26 protein-coding genes and 1 tRNA gene are annotated in these 23,253 nt (G+C 43.4%); 15 read left to right on the top strand and 12 right to left on the bottom strand.

Going from position 1 to position 23,253, the window contains the following annotated elements; all coding sequences use genetic code 11:
- Window positions 1-165 precede the first annotated feature (165 nt).
- The 3 genes from tyrS (at window position 166) to V7L29_RS23475 (ending at window position 3,045) form a co-directional block, all read left to right on the top strand.
- The gene (tyrS, locus tag V7L29_RS23465) at window positions 166-1,356 is read left to right on the top strand and encodes a tyrosine--tRNA ligase (protein ID WP_334736987.1); all 1,191 of its coding nucleotides are present in this window, start codon (window positions 166-168) and stop codon (window positions 1,354-1,356) included.
- A gap of 21 nt (window positions 1,357-1,377) precedes the next feature.
- Entirely contained in the window at window positions 1,378-2,097 is a 720-nt protein-coding gene (gene pyrF, locus V7L29_RS23470) for an orotidine-5'-phosphate decarboxylase (protein WP_334693306.1), read from the top strand.
- A gap of 177 nt (window positions 2,098-2,274) precedes the next feature.
- On the top strand, window positions 2,275-3,045 hold the full coding sequence (locus V7L29_RS23475) for a hypothetical protein (protein ID WP_334736958.1): 771 nt from the start codon (window positions 2,275-2,277) through the stop codon (window positions 3,043-3,045).
- On the opposite strand, the gene V7L29_RS23480 is transcribed toward V7L29_RS23475, so the two are convergent.
- A complete protein-coding gene (locus tag V7L29_RS23480) occupies window positions 3,046-4,071 on the bottom strand; it encodes a phosphotransferase enzyme family protein (protein WP_334736959.1) in 1,026 nt (341 codons plus the stop codon).
- A 263-nt stretch (window positions 4,072-4,334) separates the two neighbouring features.
- On the opposite strand from V7L29_RS23480, the gene remA reads away from it, so the two are divergent.
- Window positions 4,335-4,601, top strand: a complete 267-nt coding sequence (gene remA, locus V7L29_RS23485; RefSeq protein WP_073639751.1) for an extracellular matrix/biofilm regulator RemA — start codon at window positions 4,335-4,337, stop codon at window positions 4,599-4,601.
- A gap of 166 nt (window positions 4,602-4,767) precedes the next feature.
- On the top strand, window positions 4,768-5,367 hold the full coding sequence (gene gmk, locus V7L29_RS23490) for a guanylate kinase (protein WP_334736988.1): 600 nt from the start codon (window positions 4,768-4,770) through the stop codon (window positions 5,365-5,367).
- A gap of 71 nt (window positions 5,368-5,438) precedes the next feature.
- On the opposite strand, the gene V7L29_RS23495 is transcribed toward gmk, so the two are convergent.
- The 3 genes from V7L29_RS23495 to V7L29_RS23505 all read right to left on the bottom strand — a co-directional run bounded on the left by V7L29_RS23495 (window position 5,439) and on the right by V7L29_RS23505 (window position 7,230).
- Complete coding sequence (locus V7L29_RS23495; RefSeq protein WP_334693303.1) at window positions 5,439-5,960, bottom strand: photosystem I reaction center protein subunit XI; 522 nt, start codon at window positions 5,958-5,960, stop codon at window positions 5,439-5,441.
- Between the two features lie 586 nt (window positions 5,961-6,546).
- On the bottom strand, window positions 6,547-6,696 hold the full coding sequence (gene psaJ / locus V7L29_RS23500) for a photosystem I reaction center subunit IX (RefSeq protein WP_012410218.1): 150 nt from the start codon (window positions 6,694-6,696) through the stop codon (window positions 6,547-6,549).
- A 39-nt stretch (window positions 6,697-6,735) separates the two neighbouring features.
- On the bottom strand, window positions 6,736-7,230 hold the full coding sequence (locus V7L29_RS23505) for a Photosystem I reaction center subunit III (RefSeq protein WP_334736960.1): 495 nt from the start codon (window positions 7,228-7,230) through the stop codon (window positions 6,736-6,738).
- A gap of 290 nt (window positions 7,231-7,520) precedes the next feature.
- Here V7L29_RS23505 and tsaD point away from each other — a divergent pair, with 290 nt between their 5' ends.
- Window positions 7,521-8,570, top strand: a complete 1,050-nt coding sequence (gene tsaD / locus V7L29_RS23510; RefSeq protein ID WP_334736961.1) for a tRNA (adenosine(37)-N6)-threonylcarbamoyltransferase complex transferase subunit TsaD — start codon at window positions 7,521-7,523, stop codon at window positions 8,568-8,570.
- A gap of 99 nt (window positions 8,571-8,669) precedes the next feature.
- On the opposite strand, the gene V7L29_RS23515 is transcribed toward tsaD, so the two are convergent.
- Both V7L29_RS23515 and V7L29_RS23520 read right to left on the bottom strand, forming a co-directional pair.
- Entirely contained in the window at window positions 8,670-9,581 is a 912-nt protein-coding gene (locus V7L29_RS23515; protein ID WP_334736962.1) for an alpha/beta fold hydrolase, read from the bottom strand.
- A gap of 146 nt (window positions 9,582-9,727) precedes the next feature.
- A complete protein-coding gene (locus V7L29_RS23520) occupies window positions 9,728-10,447 on the bottom strand; it encodes a hypothetical protein (protein ID WP_012410214.1) in 720 nt (239 codons plus the stop codon).
- Window positions 10,448-10,943: 496 nt separating this feature from the next.
- Between V7L29_RS23520 and V7L29_RS23525 the strand changes: the two genes are divergently transcribed.
- The 7 genes from V7L29_RS23525 (at window position 10,944) to V7L29_RS23555 (ending at window position 16,264) form a co-directional block, all read left to right on the top strand.
- A complete protein-coding gene (locus tag V7L29_RS23525) occupies window positions 10,944-11,204 on the top strand; it encodes a hypothetical protein (RefSeq protein WP_334736963.1) in 261 nt (86 codons plus the stop codon).
- Window positions 11,205-11,311: 107 nt separating this feature from the next.
- On the top strand, window positions 11,312-11,863 hold the full coding sequence (locus V7L29_RS23530) for a GNAT family N-acetyltransferase (protein ID WP_334693299.1): 552 nt from the start codon (window positions 11,312-11,314) through the stop codon (window positions 11,861-11,863).
- 301 nt (window positions 11,864-12,164) lie between these two features.
- Window positions 12,165-12,238 (top strand) — tRNA-Pro (locus tag V7L29_RS23535).
- Between the two features lie 604 nt (window positions 12,239-12,842).
- Window positions 12,843-13,643, top strand: coding sequence for a Tic22 family protein (locus V7L29_RS23540; protein WP_334736964.1), 801 nt, complete (start codon window positions 12,843-12,845; stop codon window positions 13,641-13,643).
- A gap of 25 nt (window positions 13,644-13,668) precedes the next feature.
- On the top strand, window positions 13,669-14,559 hold the full coding sequence (gene prmC, locus V7L29_RS23545) for a peptide chain release factor N(5)-glutamine methyltransferase (RefSeq protein ID WP_334693297.1): 891 nt from the start codon (window positions 13,669-13,671) through the stop codon (window positions 14,557-14,559).
- A 56-nt stretch (window positions 14,560-14,615) separates the two neighbouring features.
- Complete coding sequence (locus V7L29_RS23550; protein WP_334736989.1) at window positions 14,616-15,218, top strand: L-threonylcarbamoyladenylate synthase; 603 nt, start codon at window positions 14,616-14,618, stop codon at window positions 15,216-15,218.
- A gap of 104 nt (window positions 15,219-15,322) precedes the next feature.
- Window positions 15,323-16,264: a sensor histidine kinase gene (locus V7L29_RS23555; protein WP_334736965.1), complete on the top strand. Its 942-nt coding sequence runs from the start codon at window positions 15,323-15,325 to the stop codon at window positions 16,262-16,264.
- Here V7L29_RS23555 and V7L29_RS23560 read toward each other — a convergent pair.
- From V7L29_RS23560 to V7L29_RS23580, 5 genes are all read right to left on the bottom strand, one after another.
- Entirely contained in the window at window positions 16,242-16,721 is a 480-nt protein-coding gene (locus V7L29_RS23560) for a GNAT family N-acetyltransferase (protein ID WP_334736966.1), read from the bottom strand. The two genes, V7L29_RS23555 and V7L29_RS23560, sit on opposite strands and share 23 nt — an antisense overlap.
- Before the next feature lie 98 nt (window positions 16,722-16,819).
- Window positions 16,820-17,233 (bottom strand): hypothetical protein, encoded by a 414-nt coding sequence (locus tag V7L29_RS23565; protein WP_334693339.1) that lies wholly within the window; start codon window positions 17,231-17,233, stop codon window positions 16,820-16,822.
- A 72-nt stretch (window positions 17,234-17,305) separates the two neighbouring features.
- Window positions 17,306-18,283, bottom strand: a complete 978-nt coding sequence (secF, locus tag V7L29_RS23570) for a protein translocase subunit SecF (RefSeq protein ID WP_334736967.1) — start codon at window positions 18,281-18,283, stop codon at window positions 17,306-17,308.
- Window positions 18,280-19,698 (bottom strand): protein translocase subunit SecD, encoded by a 1,419-nt coding sequence (secD, locus tag V7L29_RS23575; RefSeq protein WP_334693338.1) that lies wholly within the window; start codon window positions 19,696-19,698, stop codon window positions 18,280-18,282. The genes secF and secD overlap by 4 nt, the downstream gene beginning before the upstream one ends.
- Before the next feature lie 259 nt (window positions 19,699-19,957).
- Window positions 19,958-20,941, bottom strand: coding sequence for an alpha-ketoacid dehydrogenase subunit beta (locus V7L29_RS23580; protein ID WP_334736968.1), 984 nt, complete (start codon window positions 20,939-20,941; stop codon window positions 19,958-19,960).
- 395 nt (window positions 20,942-21,336) lie between these two features.
- On the opposite strand from V7L29_RS23580, the gene V7L29_RS35595 reads away from it, so the two are divergent.
- Window positions 21,337-21,453 (top strand): DUF6888 family protein, encoded by a 117-nt coding sequence (locus tag V7L29_RS35595; protein WP_442944244.1) that lies wholly within the window; start codon window positions 21,337-21,339, stop codon window positions 21,451-21,453.
- A complete protein-coding gene (locus V7L29_RS23585; protein WP_334736969.1) occupies window positions 21,450-21,662 on the top strand; it encodes a DUF6887 family protein in 213 nt (70 codons plus the stop codon). The genes V7L29_RS35595 and V7L29_RS23585 overlap by 4 nt, the downstream gene beginning before the upstream one ends.
- Before the next feature lie 567 nt (window positions 21,663-22,229).
- Here V7L29_RS23585 and hemB read toward each other — a convergent pair.
- The gene (gene hemB, locus V7L29_RS23590) at window positions 22,230-23,210 is read right to left on the bottom strand and encodes a porphobilinogen synthase (RefSeq protein WP_334736970.1); all 981 of its coding nucleotides are present in this window, start codon (window positions 23,208-23,210) and stop codon (window positions 22,230-22,232) included.
- Window positions 23,211-23,253 lie beyond the last annotated feature (43 nt).

Consider the following 23,253-nt stretch of genomic DNA (forward strand, 5'->3'; position numbering starts at 1 on the left):
CACTTCCTCACTTGTAAATTTAACTGTAATTGATTGGGCGAAGCAAGGCGGTTAATTTTTTGCAATTATAGTAGTTTGGCAGATCAGAAAGCGGATAAATTGCAAGTGTTTATAACCAACTTAACTTCTAATGTGCAAAACATAGCTAATAGTGGATTTTCTAGTATGACGCAAGATTTAGCTTGGCTGCGTCGTGGTGTAGTAGAAGTTTTCCCACAACCAGTTGATGTTAACAGTGAAAGTCTAGAAAAGCGCTTGGTAACTACAAATCAACCTTTGAGGATCAAATTGGGGATTGACCCGACGGGCACTGATATTCATCTCGGTCATAGCATACCAGTACGGAAGCTGCGAGCGTTTCAAGATGCAGGTCATATAGCAGTTCTGATTATTGGCGATTTTACCGCACGCATTGGCGATCCGACTGGTAAATCTGAAGTGCGTCGTCAGCTTACAGAAGCAGACGTAGCGCAAAATGCTCAGACTTATCTTGACCAAGTACGTCCTATCTTGGATTTTGACACACCAGGAAGGTTAGAGGTGCGTTATAACTCCGAATGGCTCTCTGGGTTAAACTTAGAGAAAATTTTAGAGTTACTCTCCACAATGACGGTGGGGCAGATGTTGGCTAAGGAAGGATTTGCCGATCGCTATAGAAAAGAGAATCCGATTTTTATCCATGAGTTCCTGTACCCGTTAATGCAAGGTTTTGATTCGGTTGCAGTTGAGGCAGATGTGGAATTAGGCGGCACTGATCAGAAATTTAACATTGCCGTGGGCAGAGATTTGCAGCGCCATTTTGGTCAAAAGCCCCAGTTTGGGATGCTGCTGCCAATTTTGATTGGCACAGATGGGGTGCAAAAAATGTCAAAGTCTTTAGGTAATTATATCGGATTGTCGGAACATCCCGGACAAAAGTATCAGAAGTTACAAGGAGTTCCAGATCATCTGCTGTCACAGTATTTTGAACTGTTGACGGATTTACCTTTGGACAAACTCCCAGAAAATCCCCGCGATCGCCAAACACTTCTAGCATGGGAAGTTGTTAAGCAATACCACGGCGAAGCAGCAGCCCAAGAAGCCAAAGAAGCAGCCCAAAGTGGCGGCAAGGAAGGTGCAGTTCCAGAATTTTCTCTAGCTGGGGTGCAGCAGTTTCCCGCTAAGTTAGCTTATATTCTCTGCGTCAGCGGCTTGTGCAAAAGTACGGGGGAAGGAAAGCGGAAAATTCAAGAGGGTGGAGTGCGTTTAGATGGCGATCGCATTACTGATGTTGATACCACTTTTGCTTCTGTGGCCGAGTTACAAGGTAAAGTTTTACAAGTTGGCAAAAATAAGTTTGTGCGTTTAGTGCCTTAAATGGGGAATGGGGAACTGCAAATGAAGGCAGAACAACGAATTATAGTGCCTTTGGATGTACCAGATGAGCAAAGTGCGATCGCTCTTGTAGATCAACTTCTGCAAGTGGTTTGGTGGAAAGTAGGCTTAGAATTATTTACCAGCACTGGGCCAAAAATTCTGGAAGTATTAAAGTCCCGGCAAAAGCGTATTTTCCTGGATTTAAAGTTTCACGATATCCCTAACACAGTCGCTGGTGCTTGTCGTAGTGCAGCTAGTTACGGAGTGGATTTATTGACAATTCATGCTGCATCTGGTATAGATGCTCTGAAAGCCACAACAGAGGCGGCACAGGAAGGGGCTGCACAAGCGGGTGTAAAACCGCCTAAGTTAATTGCTATTACTTTGTTAACGAGTATTTCTGCTAGACAACTGGCGTTTGATTTAAAGATTCCCCTAGAATTACCAGAATACGCCCTAGAAATGGCACTGCTGGCTCAAGAGGCAGGATTGGATGGGGCAGTCTGTTCGCCCCAAGAAGTGGCACAACTACGGCAAACTTGTGGAGATGACTTTTTGCTAGTTTGTCCGGGGGTTAGACCAACGTGGGCAGATAAAGGTGATCAAAAGCGATCGCTCACCCCAGCACAAGCAATCATTGCTGGTGCAGATTATCTAGTGATTGGGCGTCCCATTACTACTGCTACTGAGCCGGAGTTAGCCTGGAAGAGGATTTCTGAGGAGTTAACCACGGTGGCATGAAGCTAAAAGTCACTCGCTTCGCTCGAATTCAAAATTATATAATTCAAAATTAAAAATTAAAGACTTACGGATAAATCCGTGGGCTTGAAAAAGGACGCTTTGTTTTTCGGGCTTTGCCTCTCAAAACAATTTTTTGTTCTAAGTGGGCTTGATACCCACAACTAAAGTTTCTAATTAATGCGTGAATTTGGAATTTGGAATTGTTTTGTCAGTGAGAAGTTGGGGGATAGAGTGCAGGGTGTAAAAAAGAACAATCTTGTCTGTTCGCTCAGGAAGAAAAATTATAGTTGGCTTTTAGCTTGTGGCTTCTGGGTTTTAGGATCAAATAGCCTTGCTTACCCAGCGTTATCTATAAACCTCACCCCTAAACCCTCTGCGCTCGCAGAAAGGGAAAATGTCAACGGTGAGGCAAGGTCTTTGTGTTCTGAGCAAAATTTAGAAACATTTACTATACAGCTACTGGAAGATTTACCTAGTTATACCAATCGCGTTAGTCAACGCGCCCGCCGCCTCAGTAGAAGCAGTGATGTTTACAGTTATATGTTAGTGGCAGGAAGACCTGAGTTTACTCCTCTGCCCCTTAACCTTGAAGAATATAGTACAGACGCGCCTAAAAGCTCTGCATCAGGAGTTGAGCAAGTTTTCTTTACTACCTTAGAGCGGCAGTACATAGGAAAGAAAGCGGTAGAATTGGAGCAATTCTACTGGCTGTTGTTGACTAAAACTAAAACTGGTTGGCGTTTAGTGATGCTGTTTTCTCAAACTGGTTCCCATTTAGCACGGCAGCCACTGTCTTTGCCACGCGATAGTAGTAACGGCACTGTTGCCCAAGCGGTCGAAACTTGGTTACGCGATTGTCAAGCTGGAAGTGTACGACGGATGCGTGCTGTGAATATGGGAGACAAAATTGAACTTCGTCGAACTCACCTTAATATCAAAGCAGAATAGCTATGACTCGAACAAAAATGCTTCGCTTTGAAGATATTTGCTACATAACCTCTTAGTAACGTAGGGTACAGTTTTTAATAAGTAATTGTGTTCATTTGGCTGCGACGCCAAAAAAGCAAAATTGTTTATTGTTGCTCCGAGAAAGAACGCCTCCAAAATACTCTGATACTCATCGGGTAGTTGACGCACGCTTTGATAACCACTGAGGAACGATCTACGGTTTTCGGGAAACAGATGCAACAAGGTATGGGCAATGTCACAAAGGTAGTAGCCGAAGCCACAACAGGAAAAGTCGATGGGCTGCGCCTCACCTGCATTAAAGATGTAATTATTTTCATTCAAGTCTGCGTGAATCAAACCCCAATTGGTGCGTGTTTTTTCTAGTGCTGTCATCACATTATTAATTCGCTGAACCACATTCTCAAGCACAGGGAAATCAGTAACAGATATCGTGCCAGTATCTACTAGCGATCGCAGCTTCATGAGTGAGGTGTGTAGTTGCTCCCAGTCGTATTTTGGTCGCGTGAAGCCTGAAGGCAATTCCCAAAGGCTGGCGTGCTGGTGCAACTGAGCCATAAGTTTCCCGACTCGCCTAGCCTGCGTCGGTGTAGGTTCGCTGTTGAGGGGTGAACCATTGACCCAGTTTAGTAGCGTACAGTTAAGTGTTGTGCTGGTGTCATCAATTGCTACAGAGGTAATGAAAGTGCTACTGAGGTTCTGTAAGGGGTATGGGACGACCAAATTAGTATCTTGATGCAAAGCAGTCAGCCACATCAGTTCCGACTCAATGACCGCATGTTGTTGCCAGATGCGATCACGGAACTCAGCGATCGGATAATGGATACGGAGAAGAAATAACGCTTGCTCATCATATTCTCCAGATGTAGCAAAATTTTGATTATTCCGAGTGTCAACGCGAAACGTCACATTTTCGCTATGACCCAAGAATACCAATTGAACAACACTGACATTGTACTGAGCTAGTGCATTGAGAGCGAGGCCGTTCCAATCGATTTTGCTCTCCATCAATTTCTGAGCCAAATACTTATTTCAAACAAAATAAATTTACATCATCCAACTAGCTTGTATCAGTGTAATTGCGCCTATGTCTTTGGGAAGATTTTCAGGAAATATAGCTAAGAAACAGTTAAAAAAAGCAGACATTATTTAAAAACGGAGGCTGGCTTGAATTTAAGCGTTGTAACTCCCGTTTTTTGGCGATAACATGGAAATAAGTTTATTTCAAGTTATTTCAAGCTTCTCAAACCGCGTTTAGCGTCAGTTTTTTTATGGACATTCAGTTAATCAACATCGGTTTTGGTAACATCGTGTCTGCCAACCGAGTAGTTGCCATTGTCAGTCCAGAGTCTGCCCCAATTAAGCGGATTATTACCGATGCACGGGATAGAGGTCAACTGATTGATGCAACTTACGGTCGTCGAACTAGAGCTGTAATTATCACCGATTCTAGCCACGTAATTCTGTCAGCGATTCAGCCAGAAACGGTAGCGAATCGCTTTGTGATTTCCCGCGATCATCAGACTGTAGATAATTGACTAGCAGTGGTTTATTCCCACTCCTCTTTGCACCATATCGGTAGTACCATGTGAATTAGACAAGTTTTCTGTCACTCTTGCTACAAATTCTTTAGTCATTAGTGGACTAGGCCAGGAACACAAGACTAATGAATAATATCTATTGATTGATTCACAGGTTGAAGGAATGATGCCAGTTTTACCCATCCAGAATAGTGCTACTACCGAAGAATGCTTACATTTAGGCAGGTTAATTGTTTTAACTGGCCCCAGTGGGGTCGGTAAAGGCACTTTAATGCGATCGCTCCTACAACGTCATCCGGAACTATATTATTCCGTATCCGTGACAACTCGTTCTCCCCGTCCAGGGGAAATCGATGGCAAAAATTATTACTTTATCAACCGCAATAAGTTTGAACAATTAGTTGCTGAAGGTGAATTTTTGGAATGGGCAGAATTTGCTGGTAATTATTACGGCACTCCTCGTGAAGCTGTACTTAACCAAATTCATTTTGGTAAGTTGGTGGTGCTGGAAATTGAGCTAGAAGGGGCAAGACAAATTCGTGCTTCCTTCCCCAGTGCCTTCAGCATTTTTATTTTACCACCTTCTTTTGATGAATTGGAGAAACGGATACGCTCTCGTGCCCAAGACTCCCAAGAAGCGATCGCCCGTCGTTTGCTCCGTGCCCAAGAAGAAATTCAAGCCGCAAATGAATTTGATATTCAAATCGTTAATGACGATTTTGAAACTGCTTTAAATGATATTGAAGCTGTTTTGTTTAAATAAGTTAGGAGTTTAGAGTTAGAAGTTATGAATTTAAACTCCTAACTCCTAACTACTAACTCCTCATTTTTAAATTAACCAAATAGACCTTGAATTACTCCTAAATTGCCAGTCAAAAAGTAAGCGACTACTGCACCACCAATACCACCAATTAAGAAAGAACTGGCGAAGTTGTTCCAGCTTTCTTTAGAGTTAAAAGCATCTGCCGGAGGGTTGGGTACGGTAACACTAGGCAGTGCTTTAGGTGGATTGCTATTGGCATACAGGGATAAGGCACCGGTAAGAACAACAACCAGTCCGATGGCTCCTAGTAACCCAGCTAAGTTAGCACTACCTGTATCCCGCAGTGGGCCCAATTTGGCAAAGGGGCCAAATAGCCAGTAACCATGAGCCATGCCAACTTCTAAACCGCGTCTGGCAGGAGACAGACCTGGGCGATAGGCAGGTAAGTTATTAATGAACCACTTGCTTAAGGGAGAAGCATTAATCGGGGTTTCTAGGTTACCCACCTGTGGATCGCGGAATCCGGGAAAAACAACTTCACGATTTCTGGGATCGCTAGGGAGATTTTTTGATGCATCTACTGCTTGCGCCATATTTTATGTTCGCCTCTAAATTAAAATGGTGGCATTTTTATATTAATAATAATTGTAGCTAAATATGCTTTTTATTTAGGAAGTTTAGAAAAATTAATTTAGCTTATTTGAAAACTGTGAAACTCACAATCTTTCAACAGGATCACGAGTTTCAAAAAACTATTTTTGCTGCGTATTTTGGTGATAATTCTGCCTAACTAAGCTGAATACATCAACTACACAATATTAGGCAAAAAACAAGACATTCATTCAACTGTCCTAAATCCCATTTGACCAGCAATTTTAGATTTTAGATTTTGCGGAAAGTCTGAGCGCCAGAAATCGGCGTTCAGACTTTCCAAGACGGATTTTGGATTAAAAGAATTTTTTGATTCATGCCCAGTCCCTTGTGGGCGGAACCAATCTAAAAGACGCTCAAAGACTCGCTTTAAGCGTAAAGCCTGCGGCATAGCTTCGCTTAGGGCGCAGCCTAAGAAGAGTAGCCATGCCGTACCCCTACTCAAAAGCCAGCTAGCAAGAGCGTCTTTGTTAGGAGAAGGCTTTACGCTACGCTAGCGCAAATTTAAAATCCAAAATCTTTTGACACTTATGGCAGTGGATGGAAAAGTAGATCGGGGAAAAAGCGGTTGAATTCAATCAAGATACCTGCTGTGATGGTCAGCCATATCGTAGCTGCCACGGGCGCTGTGGAAATAAATTTAATCAAATAAGATGATTGGTCGCCTTTGTCTGCCATGAATTTAGTCTCCAAAACAAATAAATTAGTTAAGCTGATTTAGCGTGGGGAAATGGGGATTTCTGTATCCTTGGCTGCTAATTTCTCAGAGAGAAGTTCTTGAACTGCCGCTACTGGCCAAGCAAAGCCTGACGCTATTATGGGTAGTGCCAAACCAAGATCGATTTGGATTTCTTTTAGTTCAGTGTCAGATTGCTTTTTGATCGCTTGCAGATAGGCACGACCTACCCAACCAATCCAACCAGCAATATATAGAAACAGAATGCTAGGGATTAGGAAGTCACCAGCATGATCTAGACGACCATCAACAATCAAGTGGGGGTAACCCTCAGGACCACACAGTTCTTGAGAATAACGCTCAAATCGCTTTATCCCTGAATTGGGGTCAGCGGTGGTATTACGGGCATTAGCTGCTAGCTGTTGAAAAGCGGGATTGTCCTTGCACGGTGTCAAATTAGCCCCTAGAGCTTTTGCTGGGGGGGCAAAATTGAACCAAAGACAAATCGCTAAAATCAAAGCAAACAATCGTCGCATAGAGTTGTTTCCTTTTATTACAAAACAAAAAGTTTTATGTACAAAACGAAGCGGCTTGTACAGTTGTTTATTTGCATAACTAGGAAGTCATCATACTCTTGGGTGGGAGCCGAGTAAAGTTTAAGTAAATAAAAGTTAAAGCTTCTCAACCAAAATGAGTGCTATTAGCGGATAGCTATGGTTTAGCCCGTGCCCAGTTAGAGTGCTGAGTATTAAGAATTGTTGTAGTAGGGTAGTAAAGAAGTAAGATTTTGTCTCTATTACTCAAGACTAAGTACTCAGCACTCTCAATGGCAACCGTTTTAGCAATAGAAACCAGTTGTGATGAAACAGCCGTCGCAATTGTTAACAATCGTAAAGTTTGCAGCAGTATCGTAGCCTCGCAAATTCCAGTCCATCAGCAGTATGGCGGGGTAGTGCCAGAAGTAGCGTCTCGCCAACACTTAGAAACAATTAATGAAGCGATCGCTCAAGCCCTAGAGCAAGCCCAACTAAACTGGGAGAAAATTGACGCAATTGCCGCCACTTGTGCCCCTGGACTCGTAGGAGCACTGTTAGTGGGGTTAACTGCTGCCAAAACCCTAGCGATGGTACACAACAAACCATTTTTGGGAGTTCATCACCTTGAAGGTCACATTTACGCCACTTATTTGAGCGAACCAACTTTAAATCCCCCTTTCTTGAGTTTATTAGTTTCTGGCGGACATACAAGCTTGATTTATGTCAAAGATTGTGGTGTTTACGAAACACTGGGGCAAACCCGTGATGATGCAGCGGGTGAAGCCTTCGATAAAGTAGCGCGATTGTTAAAGCTGGGTTATCCGGGTGGTCCAGTGATTGACAAACTGGCACAAGAGGGCAATCCTCAAGCCTTTATCCTACCAGAAGGAAAAGTTTCTCTACCGGGCGGGGGGTTTCATCGTTATGATGCGAGTTTTAGTGGGTTAAAAACGGCTGTATTACGTTTAGTGCAGCAGTTAGAGAAAGATGGTGGACAAGTGCCAGTAGCAGATGTCGCAGCTAGCTTTCAGGAAACCGTAGCGCGATCGCTGACCAAAAGAGCGATCACCTGTGCCCTAGACTATGGTCTAGACACAATTGCCATTGGTGGCGGTGTTGCAGCTAATAGCGGGTTGAGAAAAAACCTCCAAGCCGCCGCCGTTGAACATAACTTACGCGTCCTATTCCCACCTTTAAAATTCTGTACCGATAACGCCGCCATGATTGGTTGTGCCGCCGCTGACCATCTATCCTCTGGTCATACATCCCCCCTGACACTGGGCGTTGAGTCTAGGTTAGGGCTTGCCCAGGTGATGAAGTTGTATCATCCTGAGTCGTGAGGGGCATGAGGGGCAGAGAGAGAAGAACAATGCCCAATGACGCCACTTGCTTTAAGTCGGCAGAGCCGCCCAACGCAGTGGCTCCCCAATGCCCTATAACTATAGACTTTTGACTATCGACCGGATGTGATCAGCCACTGCATCCGGCTGTTCCAACATAGCCAGGTGTCCGCAATCAGGAATTTCTAAAACATTGTCACCACAATATTGGAAAAGTCTGTGAAAGCTAGCTAAATGGCGTACATACTTGGGTTCCATAACCTTGTCTTCCGCGCCAGCCAAAAAATAAACTGGCTGCTTCAATTGGGATACTAGCTCAGGTAAACGATTAATTTCTTCTTCCGTTGTGGAGTCTAACAGAGTTCCCAGAGCTGCTTCTGGGTCAGCCACAACGAAATCAATCAGCCGCTGACGCGCCCAATAGCGCTCCAAAGGACGTACTACACTGGCTCTAGTAAACAGCAAATCAATCAAAGGCACTTGGGACAGCCAGCGCGGGCGGACTTGCAAAAATTTCTGACCCGCCGAGCGAAACTGCTCAAAGGCTTCTTTGAGGTAAATACCACCGCCAGCGTTGATACAGATAACTCCCTTAACACACTCAGGTATTTGATCTGCTCCCCAAAGAGCGATCGTCCCACCTAACGAGTGACCAATTAGCCAAGCACTGGTAATATTCAGCTGTTTTAGAAGAACTGCTAAATCATGAGTATAAGCAGCAGGAGTATAAAGAGAATCGAAAGGTGAGCCAACCGTACTACTGGAGATGGGCGTAAGACTCAGAGACATTTGTGCCCGACTAAAATCGGTTCTTACCTGAGATTGGGATTCACCAAAACCTCGCAAATCATAGGAAAGGCACTGCAAATCATCTGATAGGCGGGAAATCACAGGTTGCCAATATCCACGGCTATTGAGCCAACCGTGGATAAATACTAAAGCATGGGGGCAGGAAGTGGGAGCCGTTAGCTCGTATGCGTGTGGAATGCCTAAGATTTCGATAGTTGCCATACTTATATCGTACCCCTAAGGGCGAGTGCGACTAAATACGGAATGCGAAAAGTTAGAAGTAGAGACGCGATTAATCGCGTCTGTATAAGAGTTAGGAGTGAGAAATTGTTAATTTTTAACTCATAACTCATAACTCCTCACTTTTTTCATTTACCCAGCAACCGCTGTCGCACCCCTTCAGCAATTTTGTGACCGAGATATTCAGGAATGAGGCTTTCATTCGGTCCCAATAAGTAAAGAATTAGCCGTGTACGTCCGCGCCAAACCAGTAAATTGGCATTGACTACCAGCAGATCTTCCTGCCAGATGGCGTACATCACTTTGTAGAATAATCCTGGTTGATTATCGGCTTCAATCACTAGGGCAGGGAGATGAAAGACCGGATCGACATAGAACTCAGTTTGTACCTGCTCTAAGCCAGTGTCAAGATTGAATTCTACTGCTAGCATCTCTTCTACCTCAAACCGACCTCCTAAAGCCTCGCGAATGGCGCGACAGACATTTTCTGCGGTTTTCTCGGTCAAGGCTTTACTACCACGAGACACCAACAGTTTGATAAAAACTAACATCGGCGGACGGATCTGACCGTATAGACTCAGACCGTGGATAGTCAACCCATAAGCTGCTAGTACACCAAAAATATCGCTGAGGAGAAAAGACTGGTTGCGGTAAGCAAAATGCAAGGCACTTTTGCTACCTTCCGGTTTTAGCTCAATAACAGCGCGTCTAGTTTTATAGAGACGGTAGGCTAGGCGTAAATTTTGCAGTTGAATCTCACTGCTGACAAATTGCTCATAAAACTGGGGAAACGCTCGGTTAAAGCGCTTTAGGAGTTCCAGTGTTGAAGATTTTAAACCAGAAGCCATTGTTAAGGGTAGACTCGCTTGCTTTCGTCACCTAGGGACTAGGGGCTGGGTATTGGGGAACTCGTGGCCCCCTTGGAGGTAAGGGGCAATGGGGATTAGGGACTGGGAAGGATTTTCCCAAATACCCAATCTCTTGTACAGGAATCATATTTGATTTTTCAAATATACGTAGGGTGTGTTAGACAAAAGTACGGCACCGTCCAAAGGCTTTGGTGCGTTACGAACTCCGTCCTAACGCAACGCCAGTCCGCTCAAGTCGAGCCAGCCGCTTGCGTATTTTCCCCCCGTTGTGCGGACTGGCGTGGAAAACCCGCTGTTACAAAGCTGGCTCCCCTACATATACTTAGATTTTTTCACGCAATCAAATCAGATTAGTATATACAATTCACTCCTAAGCTAACGTGCATTTAAGTTCTATACGAGCAATTGCCAGGATTAGGTTTTTCCATTTTAAATGAGTGAATTTTGAGCGGAAGCTTCCGATCATCAAAATTCGATGTCCAATAGCGCAGCCTCTTCTTTACCCTGGCCTGCGCCAACGAATTCGCGTCCCTTGCGGGTCTGCACTCTTTGCATCTGGCTTTGCCAAGCAAGAGGGCGAACTGAACAGGGCGTAATTTTGAATGAGGAATTGTTTATATCCTTACCGTTTTGGCGAATTTCTCCTAGCCTTTACAACAAAATGCTAAAGTTGAAAATGATTGGTGTGAAACACGCTCTAACTGGCGTTGCCATTGTAAATCCCGAAAACAACTGAAAAAATTTGAGTGTAAGGGGTAGTAAATGGGGGTAGCTATGTTAAAGGTGAATCAACACTCTTGAGAGTGGAAACCATTTCAGTTATACTACCCGAACCACGTTGGCATGGGTTTTTGGAAAACTTGGTTTAGTACTCCTGAATCTGTAGCGACAACTAGGACAAACCCCTTTGAAGAGCATACAACGGAAACTGCGGGCAACTCCAACCCCAGCAGAATTAGCGAAGCTTCTTCAAAGGAGGCTCGCATCGTCTTCAGCACGGAGCGAGACATTGACCTGTATGAGCTAGAAGAACTCTGTGATGCAGTTGGTTGGTCGCGTCGTCCTCTAAGAAAAGTGAAAAAAGCTATTGAGCATAGTTTTCTTGTCGCCTCAATGTGGCAGGTGAGAGGAAACCAAAAGCGGCTCATTGGTTTTGCCCGTGCTACTTCAGATCACGCGTTTAATGCCACTATTTGGGATGTGGTGGTTCACCCAGACTTTCAAAGTCAAGGACTAGGCAAAGCGCTGATGAAATACGTTCTCAAAAAACTTAGGAGTGAAGAAATTAGTAATGTCACTCTCTTCGCCGACCCCCATGTTGTAGATTTCTACCGAACTATGGGGTTTATGGCTGATCCAGAAGGTATCAAAGGCATGTTCTGGTATCCTCACTAGCGCTCAATCAAAATCAAACCGGATTTGCACAATAAAATCAGGTATAGTAGTTAAAATCTATTATTTTTTTGATGTGGTTTTGCAAGGTTCAGCCGACGAACGCGCAAGTATATATCTTGTAAAACTAAGTCGGCAAAAAACCTTTATCAGTGTAACAATGTAATTTATCTTGCTTTGCAAAAGATGAAAAAGATTAGGCATAAGCCGTGTGATTTGATATAATTAATCTAATACTTTTGGTAAAGCGCGATCGCTTTGATGGTAAGTTAAAATCAAACCGCAAAAAGTAGATAAGTTTAACCGGGATGTAGCGCAGCTTGGTAGCGCGCCTGCTTTGGGAGCAGGATGCCGCAGGTTCAAATCCTGTCATCCCGATTTAATTAATATAATTTACAGTTAGGGCGGATTGACTAAAGTTTTCTTGCGAAGATGTGCAATTAAATTGTACAGTTTTATACAGAATATCAATTATGCTGTTCTACTGTTGGGTTGGCTGTTAAAGCCTAACAGGGAAATTTCGCTCTTAAGCAGTAAGATATTCCTGATACTGAGCTTTGTATAAATTTGAGAAGATATTAAACCAATCGCAGATGGAACGATTGATTAAGTAATAGCGTCACCCGATATTAGAAAAAGCCGAGAAAATGGCATTTATTATCTCCAAGGTTCCAGAGATGGAGAGACTTTTCATTGCTTGAGAAGACATATAATAGGCATCTACGGCATTTCGCGGTCAATAGCGAAGCGAAAGCGAGAAAAACACAACGTTAACACAGTCAATTTGTGAAAACGATACTATAGCAACCCTAAATAGTTTGAAAATATTGAATTTTGACCGTTGACGCTTAACACTCAACCTCAACGCGCACAATAAATTTTTTACAACTGAAATAGATTGCTATATAACTAAAGCTAGTTGGTGCTGTGCAAATCCAACCATTTGTTTAATTTAATTGGACTATTGATGCGAGGAGCAGTCATGAAATCATTTATTCGCTTGGGCGCAACATTGGGTATAGCTGGCAGTGTATTTTTAGCGGGACTTTCAGGAATAGGCAATCTAGAGGCGATGGCGTTGCCACAAGATCAAATAGTGAAAAAGCTCCAAGAAGTACCTGTATTCACGCTTACCAATCCTAAAGGCGAATTCGTAGTTCTTTCGCGGAAAAACGAATCCAAGACCATCTCACAAGTGGGATTTTTTATTAGCAAGCTAGATGCTCAAAAATTCCTTGACAATCGGCTCAAAAAAGAAAACCCCCAGTTAGCAAGCACCCTACAGGTGAGACCTTTGTCCTTGGCAGACTACTATAAAATAGTCCAAGAAAGCAAAAAGAAATCAGACTCTGTAATTTATACTTTGGTACCGACGCAACAACAAGTAGCTTCGGCAACAAGTATGTTGAATCAAAGTGGTAAAAAAGGGGAGCAATTCAATGGTATTCCCTTATTTGTACCCAAATTTAAAAAAGATAATAGCTATTTGACCATTCCCGTCCCCAAAAGCAACGAGCGGTACATCCCTTTCTTTTTTGAGAAAGAGCAAGCAGTGGCTCTGTTAGACGAATTCAAAAAAGCCGTGCCAAAGGAAGCAGCCAATACTGAAATTCAGGTGGTGGATTTATACGGTGTTATGGAGGCTCTGAATAGCAGCAACGATCCTGGTATAAATAAAATTGTTCTGTATCCATCGCGGGAGTCGATCAATTTTATTCGATCACTTGCGCCGAATCAATCACCAGCTGCCAGGCCTGCGGCTGCGCCCGCTCCGAAAAAATAATGGATATGCCTTCCAAGGTTGAGGCATGGGGGAGAAACATTTGATAGTTTCTGGTTTACAACTTTGGCAGTGGCGGAATGCAGCTCTTAAAGCCGCAGCAGCCACTCATGTCTCACCAATGGAGGTAGATTGGCTGCTCCAACAAGTAGCTGGGTTAGACCGCTTGGCACTGCGTTTGGAGTCTTTCAAAAACTGGCCGCAAATTCAGCTGCAATTGCCTCTAGAAGAATTAGACCAACTGTGGCAGAGACGATTAAATGAACGCTTACCAGTGCAGTACATTGCGGGAATTACACCTTGGCGTCAGTTTAAAATTGTGGTGTCGAGTGCGGTTTTGATTCCCAGACCAGAGACAGAGTGCTTAATTGATTTAGCTAAAGCATCTGCTAGCAATACTTCAGGACACTGGGCGGATTTAGGGACTGGGAGTGGAGCGATCGCTTTGGGACTAGCAGATGTCTTGCCAAAAGCAACAATTCATGCAGTTGATTACAGTTTAGAAGCTCTGGCGATCGCCCAAGCCAACGCCGATAATTTGGGTTTTGCCGACCGGATTAAATTTTATCAAGGTTCTTGGTGGGAGCCACTGGCATTCCTCAAAGGTCAGTTCAGTGGTATGGTGTCGAATCCCCCTTACATACCCACCAGTACCTTACCTACCCTGCAACCAGAAGTAGTTAACCATGAACCACATCTAGCTCTGGATGGTGGCGCTGATGGCTTAGATTGCATCCGCCATTTGATAAAAATCTCTCCTAGTTATTTGCGATCGGGTGGTGTGTGGCTGGTTGAGATGATGGCAGGACAGGCGGATGCAGTGCGAGAACTTTTGCAAAATCAAGGTAGCTATTGTAAGATTCAAATTCACGCGGATTTAGCTGGAATTGAACGCTTTGCCCTGGCCTATAAAAGTTAGGAGTGATAAGTTATGAGTTAGGAGTTATGAAATTCTTAACTCCTAACTTCGTAAACATGACACAAGTTTCCTTAACAAATCTAATAGCTGGCGCACGCGCTGGTCTTTTGGTGAGTTTTCCCACGGATACTGTTCCTGCACTTGCAGCTATACCAGAAAAAGCAGGATTAATTTTTGCGGCGAAGCAACGCAGTCAAGACAAACCTTTGATTTTGATGGCGGCTAGTGCTGAAGATTTGTGGCTGTATGTCAAAGGTAGTGAGAACGAGTATAAAGTTTGGCAAGAACTAGCAGATAAATATTGGCCAGGAGGGCTGACGTTAGTTTTGCCAGCGAGTGAGCGTGTGCCAAAAGTTATGAACCCCATTGATCCGACAACAATTGGTATCCGAGTCCCAAACAGTGCGATCGCCCAAACTATTTTGGCGCAAACAGGCCCTCTTGCTACTACTAGCGCCAATTTTTCTGGTCAGCCGCCTTTGCAAACGATGGCAGAAATTGAGGTTCAGTTTCCCAAGGTTCTGACTTTAGCAACAACAGAATACCAGGGTGAAATACCAGGGCTGGGTGTACCTTCTACCGTTGCTAAATGGACAGGGATAAATTGGCAAATTTTGCGGCAAGGTGCGATCAAGTTAGATTTATCAAGTGATAACTAGATATAAGTAGCTATAATATTGTTTTCCTGATTTTAACAATAGAGAAATTTGGAACTTTAGTTTGCGCTGTTGTGGTTAATTAACAAGTTAATAATTGCCAGATTATGAATTGGAGCAACTGGATATATCTAGGAGCAGGAATAGCACTAGGTATGGTTTTCCGTCAGTTCTTTGTGCGATGGCTACGCCCGCCGCAGGCATCGTCAAAGGTTTCATCTAGCTCATCCCCAGTAGCGCCATTAGTTCAAGAGGATATGCTACCAATATCGCAACAGCTACAGCAAACGCAGCTGGCATACCAAATGGCAAGGGAAATGAGCCAGTTTAAGGCTGGTTTTTTGGCACGGACTAGCCATGAATTGCGATCGCCCCTTAATGGTCTGATTGGCTTGCATCAGTTAATTTTGTCAGATTTGTGTGAAGATCCAGCTGAAGAACGAGAATTTATTGCCCAAGCTCAAGAGCGAACGTTGAAGCTGCTCAAGCTGATGGATGAAATTCTCAGCGTTGCCAGAACTGAACATGGTACCAATAAATTAGATATTCAGCCCAGACCGTTAGCCCAAATTTTACAGGAGGTTCATAACTTAACTTATATACTGGCGGCAAATCGCAATTTTCCCTTGCAATTGTTACCCGCCGATCCAGAAATTTATGTTTTGGCAGATTACCTCTGGCTCCGCCAAATATTGATAAGTTTAATAGACACTGCCATTACTCAAATGGAGGAAGGCAGCATCTGTATTTCCAGCAGCACCCTACCTACAAATAATTTTGTAAACATTTGGCTGGATGTACCAACCCATGCCATACCTTGGAGCGAGCCGATTGATTTGATTAAATCTGAAGACCAGCCGACCCAGATTGACCAAAATAAGACTGCTCTTTCTCCAGGAATGAGGCTATTAATCAATCAGACTTTAATGGAAGTTATGGGAGGAAAGCTGGAAATCTTGCCCTCGACCATTGCAAAGGAACTACCTCAGCAGCTTACCAGACTACAAATCTCTATCCCCGTAGTAATTACTGAAGCTGATCTTCTGTAGCAGGAACCAGAGCAAGGTTAGCTAGGTTGTGTAACACCATCGTAGTGGTGGTGTTGGGTTGAAAACCAATCTTTTCGTAGAAACCCTGCTGGTAAGTAGTCATCAGGTAAACGCGCTCAACCCACCTCATGCGAGGATGACTCAAAACGGTTTTCACTAAATTGCTTCCCAGCCCACTACTTTGATATTCTGGATGAATGACAACATCCCAAATCGTGGCGCGATATATACCATCAGATGTTGCCCTCGCAAAGCCAATGAGTTGATCGCGATCGCTGACGGAAATTACTGGCTCACTATTGGCAATAGCTATGCCTAAATCATCAATACTGCGACCTTTTGCCCAAAAAGCTGAAACGTTTAACAGTTCTTGGAGTTGGTAAAGGTCAATTTCAAATTTGCGTTCGCCTCCAGCGTAGCGGATATGTTCGCTAAATTGAATCTGAGACTTATTCATGTATGGCATCCACTTTTGGCAATATCTTTGTATGGTTAATTCATATTTTGCTAGAAATTGCTGTACGTGTATGTGTATATGTCAACGAGAAAGAAAAATTAATGACAAACCCACTTCCACAGAGGATGAGTTGCTCCCTGTTGACGTATCAGATAAACTTGTTTTTCTAAACGTTGTCTTTCCTGCTGTGGTAGTCCGAGTAAGATATTTCGGCTTTGCCAAACTAAAACAGCAGCGGTCATCCCGATACAAAAGGCTAAACCCAAGGTAGACAGTGGATGGTAGAAGAGTCCATATCTCACTGCTACCCAGGTAAAATATTGTTGCCACAGAGAAATTTCTGCACGTAGACCCCACAAGGAAACAGGCGCAATAGTGAGCCACAAACAGGCGACAAATAGCCACCTGCCATATACTGTCAGCTGATGTAACCTTTGGACTTGTTGAGCAAACAATGGGTCAGATTTCTCAAAGTCTGGGGCAGTAGTTAATGGTTCTTCCGGTTGATCCATAGGGGGATAAAATTGCAAAGCATAGATAAGCAATTCAAAATGCTTTAACTCAATTGTGAAATACACACAAGTTTAACTATCCTGGGAACTGGCAGATGTATCAATCGGTTCAGCGGTATTTCCCACCTGGGATTGACTTTTGCGCTCTCGCCACCAAGCTAAAAGAGAACCAGCAATGAAAATACTTGAATAAGCGCCCATGGTGAAGCCAATAATCAAAGCCAGAGAAAAGTTTCTCAGGGTTTCGCCGCCAAATAGGAATAGGGAAAATAATGTTAGTAAAACAGTAAACGTGGTATTAATTGATCGCGTTAAAGTTTGATTGATTGCATCATCGACAACTTTGTCAATGCGATCGTTAGGATGTAGTTTCAGTATTTCCCGAATGCGATCGTAAATGACCACGGTATCTGTTACCGAGAAACCAGTAATAGTCAAAATAGCAACGACGAAAAGGCTATCAACTTCAATACCTGCTACTAATCCCAAGATGGAGAAAACACCCAGCGTAATCAAAACATCATGGAACAAGGCAATAATTGCGATTACAGCATAGTCCAGCTGGAACCGTACACTCAAATAAATAACGATCGCAGCGAAGGAGACAACTAGAGCTAATAACCCTTGAGAAAATAGTTGACGACCAAGTGTCGGACCAACGGTGTCAATTTGGGTGGCTTTCGGGTCAAAGGCTCCAAGTTTTTGACTCAAAGCTGTTTGCAACTGAGTGCGTTGCTCAACATCTAATGTCTTTGTACGAATAGATATTCCCTGTTGGTTTTTACCAACAACTTGGATGCTACTATTATTTAGCTTCTGAGCGTCAACTACTTCCCTCACGTCAGAGGTTTCAATTGGTTGAGTGCAGTTGTTTGGTTGTGTACAATCGCGTTCAAATTGTAGTCGCGTACCACCAACAAAATCTAAACTGGGACGTAGCGGTGCGCCTAGTTGTTGCCAAGAAATCACCATTGCCACGATGCTAATGATTATTAAGGTGGCAGAAATTGCCCACCAAAGTCCCCGCTGTTTGACGACACTCAATTTCATGACTGCACCTCTGCACCAGACTTAATTGACGTTGAGAGATTGGGACAAAACAACTCTGGCTTACGCAAGTTGGGAAATTGCAATGATAGGAATAGCAGTGTGCGACTACAAGTAATGGCAGTAAACAAATTCACTCCTAACCCTAGCGCCAATGTCAAAGCAAAGCCTTTAACTAAACCTGCTCCTAAGAAAAACAGTGCTGCACAAGAAATTAATGATGTGACATGACTGTCTAAAATGCTAGACCAAGCTCGGTAGAATCCTGCCTCTACAGAACGATACAAAGTTTTACCAGCGCGTAGTTCTTCACGGGTGCGCTCAAAAATCAATACGTTAGCATCAACTGCCATGCCGATACTGAGGATAAACCCAGCAATACCGGGGAGAGTTAATGTAACGCCTAGCAAAGCGAAGGTGGCATAGGTCAATAGCGCATAGATAATCAAAGCAAAGTCGGCAATTAAGCCTGGTAGTCGGTAGTAAACTAACATGAAAATCAATACTAACAGCAATCCGCCACTACCAGCGTAAATACTGCGTTGAATACTATCTTTACCTAAAGTTGCTCCAACAGTGCGGTTTTCGACGATTTGCACTGGTACGGGTAAAGCACCTCCCCGTAGCTGCACACCTAAGTTGTTAGCTTCTTGTGCGGTAAACCTACCTGTAATCACAGCAGCACCACCACTAATACCACTAGCAGCAAATTCTGGTCCTACAGTCGGAGCGCTGATCAGTTCATTGTCTAGAAAAATGCCAATGCTGCGTCCTGTACCGGCAAGTTTTTTCGTCAATTCGGCAAACAGTTCACCACCCTTTTGGTCGAAGCGAATGGCAACATTCCAATTGTTGCCTTGAGTGGGTTCACCGGCTGCATTTTTGAGGAATTTCCCTGTGAGTGGGGGGTTTGTGCTTTCAAACAATTCGGTGATCGCTTGATTATTTTTTTGCAAATCTTGCTGATTTTTGACAATTGCTGCCTGATCGTTACTCTTTCTCAAATCTTGTTGCTTTACTTTTAATTCAGCTCGTGATCTTTGGAAAGCAAACAGTTGGGTTTCTGTACCAGGCTTTTGCGTGCGAAATTCTAACTGCGCTGTACCTCCTAGAACCCGTTCAGCTTGCTGTGGATCGCTCACTCCCGGTAACTGTACTAAAATTTGGTTGTTTCCTACAGTTTGCACCACTGGTTCAGAAACGCCAAGACCGTTAATGCGACCTTCAACTACTTTTTTCACGGCTTCCAATTCGCGTTCGGTGATTTGCTTTATCTCCGGTGTTGTTTTCACTTGAATTGTGAGCTGTGAGCCTCCGCGCAAGTCCAGTCCTAAGGGAATCGAAATTGTGGTAATCACCGCAATGGCGGCAATTACCAAGACTAAAATCAAGATTAATAGCGATCGCTGTCTTTGCATACCATAACTCGCAACTGACAAAGGCTATAATAGCGCTCTTTTATGGAGTTATGAGTAAATATCGGATACCGGGGATCAGGGATTGGGCATTGGAGAGGCAGTGCGGTCTTCTTCCATTCGTGAGAGGCTAGCGCCTGCCGTAGGATGCCCAAACGCGAACAGCGTCTCCTGTCTTGAGAAGGGCTGTAGAAGTTTCCCTAAGTGGAGCAACTACCGTCATGAATTATTCTCCTTATCCCTAGTGCCCAGTCCCCAATTTTTAGACTCGCAAAGCTACCATTTTTTCCACAGCTTCCACTATTTGCTCTGGTTGGATGATTGTTAGTCGTTCCAGATTGCCGTTGTAAGGCGTGGGGATATCTTGGGAAGAAAGTCGTAGTACTGGCGCATCTAATTCATCAAATAAGCGATCATTTATTGAGGCGATGACTTCTGCTCCAATACCCGCAGTTCGCATGGATTCTTCCACCACAATAACTTTATGGGTTTTACGTACTGATGCACCAATAGTATCAAAATCTAATGGTTTGAGGGAGATTAAATCAATAACTTCTGGATCGTAACCTTGTTTATCAAGTGTTTTTACCGCTTGCAGCACATGATGGCGCATCCGGGAATAAGTGATAATTGTGACATCTTTTCCTGGGCGCACAACTTCTGCTTTATCTAGGGGTAGTAAATATTCTTCTTCTGGTAAATCTTCTTTCAAGTTGTAAAGTAGAACGTGTTCAAAGAATAACACCGGGTTATCATCACGGATAGCAGATTTTAGTAGTCCTTTAGCGTTTCTTGGTGTGGAGCAAGCAACAATCTTCAACCCTGGTACAGCCTGGAAGTAAGTTTCTAGTCGCTGGGAATGTTCTGCACCTAGCTGCCGTCCGACACCCCCAGGACCGCGAATTACCATCGGAATTTTAAAATTACCGCCAGAAGTATAGCGCAGCATCCCAGCGTTATTGGATATTTGGTTGAAGGCGAGCAGTAAAAAGCCCATATTCATGCCTTCGATTATGGGACGCAACCCAGTCATCGCTGCTCCCACTGCCATTCCAGTAAAGCTGTTTTCGGCAATTGGCGTGTCTAGAATGCGGAGTTCGCCATATTTTTGGTACAGGTCTTTGGTAACTTTGTAGGAACCGCCGTAGTGTCCGACATCTTCACCGAGAACGAATACGCTGGAGTCACGCGCCATTTCTTCATCAATGGCTTCCCGTAAGGCGTTGAAGAATAATGTTTCTGCCATTTAGACCTTTTAGTACGATTATGGTTTTAGAATTTTATCGTGCTGCTGTCGCAAATACCGTGAGCGATCGCACTAGTTAGAGATTGTTTGTTTGCATGAACCGCCCCTAGTACAGAGCGAGTAATTGCCATAACTATATCAAAGCTATTTAATAATTTAGATTTTAGAGGTTTTATGAGCGATCGCCTTATCGTCTGGCAAATGCGGCTAAGTTTTTTTATGTAATAAAACTTAGAATAAATGTATAAAATGTATTTGAAAAAATTTTCCATTTGAAAGATACCAACTTAACTGAAGTCACACTAGAGTAAAAAATCTGTTGTAGCAATAATTTAAATATGCCTACTGTAGAACAATTGAAAACGTTGTTTATCTTAAGTTTTTGAGCTACTAAAATATATTTACCTGTGTTTTTAGTGCGAATCGATGAACGAACAAAAAACATTGTAATTCTTGCTGGTGAAGAAAATGAAATTATAATTTACCTAGACGGGAAATGGAGATATGTATGAGTAAGCTAGATTTTATGACAATGCCCCGTGCCCAATTGCGTCAATATATTCTTGACCACAGAGAAGATGATCAAGCTTTTCAAACTTATTTAGATCGATTCACCTGTGAAGACGCTGTAATCTTTCCTGCACCACAGTCAATAGATGATTTAGAAAACTTCCCAGAGTTGCATCAACAGAACCTAGAAAGACTACGAAAGCAAGCTTAAGCTTTCGCAACCCTCCAACAATATTTTATAACTTGGCGTTGATAACCAAAAAGAGTGCGATATCTTACGACAAGCCACTACGCATCTACGCACTCTTTTTCTACTTCATAACCCTAATTGTTGCTCTATTGGCAGACAACTAATATCATCTCCGGTAAATTAGTTGTGATTCCTGCATGACCTCTCAAGAGCAGCCCCTCCCCTACTAGGAGACTACAGTGTACACACAAGTCATTGAATTATCCAAAACAGGACTTACGCACAGATAATGGAAAATCGAACCACAGAGTACGCAGAGGGCACAGAGAAATAAGAGTTTCAGAGAGTTTTTGCGTAAGTCCTACAAAAATCTTGAAAAACCTTAAAGAGTCCTAACGGACATCCCTCTCCTTACCAAGAAGAGGAAAAGATTTACCCAAGGCTAAAGTGAAGGTGAGATTTTGATTTGTGAGTTGTAGAGTCAATTTGGATAGGTTTGCATCCACAGAAGTCTAAGCGCCGGAAGTCGGCGCTTAGACTTCTGCCTGCGTGAGACTTTACACTAAATTATTATTTAATAAGCCTAGCTTACTTTAACCATCGCGCCGCATCTTTGGCATGATAAGTCAAAATCAAGTCTGCGCCAGCCCGTTTAAACCCAGTTAAAGTTTCCATAACCACCCGCTCCTCATCAATCCAACCATTCAGAGCCGCAGCTTTCACCATCGCATACTCACCAGAAACATTGTAAGCTGCAACTGGTAAGTTACTAGCTTCCTTCACCCGCCAGATTATGTCCATGTATGCCAAGGCTGGCTTAACCATAAGCATATCAGCACCTTCAGCAATATCCAGTTCAATTTCTTTAAGGGCTTCGCGGGCATTACCTGGGTCCATTTGATAAGTTCTTCTGTCCCCAAATTGCGGTGTCGAGTCTGCTGCATCCCGAAATGGCCCATAATAACCCGAAGCATACTTAGCAGCATAAGACATAATCGGCGTGTCTTGAAATCCAGCTTCATCCAAACCTACACGAATTGCTTGGACAAAGCCATCCATCATTCCCGAAGGCGCGATGATATCAGCACCGGCTTTCGCTTGAGAAACCGCTGTTTTTTTCAACAATTCCAGAGTTGGGTCATTTAAAACTCGTCCTGTTAAATCACCAACTTGCAGATAACCACAATGACCGTGGCTAGTATACTCACATAAACAAGTATCAGCAATTACAATCAAATCTGGCACTGCTGCTTTTACCGCAGTCGCCGCTTTTTGAACGATACCGCAATCATGCCAAGCGCCAGTGGCATCCACATCTTTATCAGCCGGAATACCAAATAGAATAATCGAAGGAATTCCTAAGTGATAAACTTCTTTTGCCTCTTCGACAATTTTATCTACCGAAAGTTGGTAGACTCCAGGCATTGATTTCACCTCATTAGCGATTCCCTCACCTGGTACGGCAAATAGTGGGTAAATTAAATCGCTTGTTGTCAAAACAGTTTCACGAACCATCCGGCGCAGTTGGGGATGAGTACGCAGACGACGGGGGCGATGTATAGGAAACATAAAATTTTATAACAAAAAACAACGCAAATGGACACAAAACAAA

The sequence above is a fragment of the Nostoc sp. genome, assembly GCF_036916575.1.
In the GTDB taxonomy this organism is placed as follows: Bacteria; Cyanobacteriota; Cyanobacteriia; order Cyanobacteriales; family Nostocaceae; genus Nostoc.

Bases quoted from the DNA above. Each gene is read 5' to 3' on its own strand.
- tyrS (WP_334736987.1), top strand. From the start codon at position 166: ATGACGCAAGATTTAGCTTGGCTGCGTCGTGGTGTAGTAGAAGTTTTC.
- pyrF (WP_334693306.1), top strand. From the start codon at position 1,378: ATGAAGGCAGAACAACGAATTATAGTGCCTTTGGATGTACCAGATGAG.
- V7L29_RS23475 (WP_334736958.1), top strand. From the start codon at position 2,275: ATGCGTGAATTTGGAATTTGGAATTGTTTTGTCAGTGAGAAGTTGGGG.
- V7L29_RS23480 (WP_334736959.1), bottom strand. From the start codon at position 4,071: ATGGAGAGCAAAATCGATTGGAACGGCCTCGCTCTCAATGCACTAGCT.
- remA (WP_073639751.1), top strand. From the start codon at position 4,335: ATGGACATTCAGTTAATCAACATCGGTTTTGGTAACATCGTGTCTGCC.
- gmk (WP_334736988.1), top strand. From the start codon at position 4,768: ATGATGCCAGTTTTACCCATCCAGAATAGTGCTACTACCGAAGAATGC.
- V7L29_RS23495 (WP_334693303.1), bottom strand. From the start codon at position 5,960: ATGGCGCAAGCAGTAGATGCATCAAAAAATCTCCCTAGCGATCCCAGA.
- psaJ (WP_012410218.1), bottom strand. From the start codon at position 6,696: ATGGCAGACAAAGGCGACCAATCATCTTATTTGATTAAATTTATTTCC.
- V7L29_RS23505 (WP_334736960.1), bottom strand. From the start codon at position 7,230: ATGCGACGATTGTTTGCTTTGATTTTAGCGATTTGTCTTTGGTTCAAT.
- tsaD (WP_334736961.1), top strand. From the start codon at position 7,521: ATGGCAACCGTTTTAGCAATAGAAACCAGTTGTGATGAAACAGCCGTC.
- V7L29_RS23515 (WP_334736962.1), bottom strand. From the start codon at position 9,581: ATGGCAACTATCGAAATCTTAGGCATTCCACACGCATACGAGCTAACG.
- V7L29_RS23520 (WP_012410214.1), bottom strand. From the start codon at position 10,447: ATGGCTTCTGGTTTAAAATCTTCAACACTGGAACTCCTAAAGCGCTTT.
- V7L29_RS23525 (WP_334736963.1), top strand. From the start codon at position 10,944: ATGTCCAATAGCGCAGCCTCTTCTTTACCCTGGCCTGCGCCAACGAAT.
- V7L29_RS23530 (WP_334693299.1), top strand. From the start codon at position 11,312: ATGGGTTTTTGGAAAACTTGGTTTAGTACTCCTGAATCTGTAGCGACA.
- V7L29_RS23540 (WP_334736964.1), top strand. From the start codon at position 12,843: ATGAAATCATTTATTCGCTTGGGCGCAACATTGGGTATAGCTGGCAGT.
- prmC (WP_334693297.1), top strand. From the start codon at position 13,669: ATGGGGGAGAAACATTTGATAGTTTCTGGTTTACAACTTTGGCAGTGG.
- V7L29_RS23550 (WP_334736989.1), top strand. From the start codon at position 14,616: ATGACACAAGTTTCCTTAACAAATCTAATAGCTGGCGCACGCGCTGGT.
- V7L29_RS23555 (WP_334736965.1), top strand. From the start codon at position 15,323: ATGAATTGGAGCAACTGGATATATCTAGGAGCAGGAATAGCACTAGGT.
- V7L29_RS23560 (WP_334736966.1), bottom strand. From the start codon at position 16,721: ATGAATAAGTCTCAGATTCAATTTAGCGAACATATCCGCTACGCTGGA.
- V7L29_RS23565 (WP_334693339.1), bottom strand. From the start codon at position 17,233: ATGGATCAACCGGAAGAACCATTAACTACTGCCCCAGACTTTGAGAAA.
- secF (WP_334736967.1), bottom strand. From the start codon at position 18,283: ATGAAATTGAGTGTCGTCAAACAGCGGGGACTTTGGTGGGCAATTTCT.
- secD (WP_334693338.1), bottom strand. From the start codon at position 19,698: ATGCAAAGACAGCGATCGCTATTAATCTTGATTTTAGTCTTGGTAATT.
- V7L29_RS23580 (WP_334736968.1), bottom strand. From the start codon at position 20,941: ATGGCAGAAACATTATTCTTCAACGCCTTACGGGAAGCCATTGATGAA.
- V7L29_RS23585 (WP_334736969.1), top strand. From the start codon at position 21,450: ATGAGTAAGCTAGATTTTATGACAATGCCCCGTGCCCAATTGCGTCAA.
- hemB (WP_334736970.1), bottom strand. From the start codon at position 23,210: ATGTTTCCTATACATCGCCCCCGTCGTCTGCGTACTCATCCCCAACTG.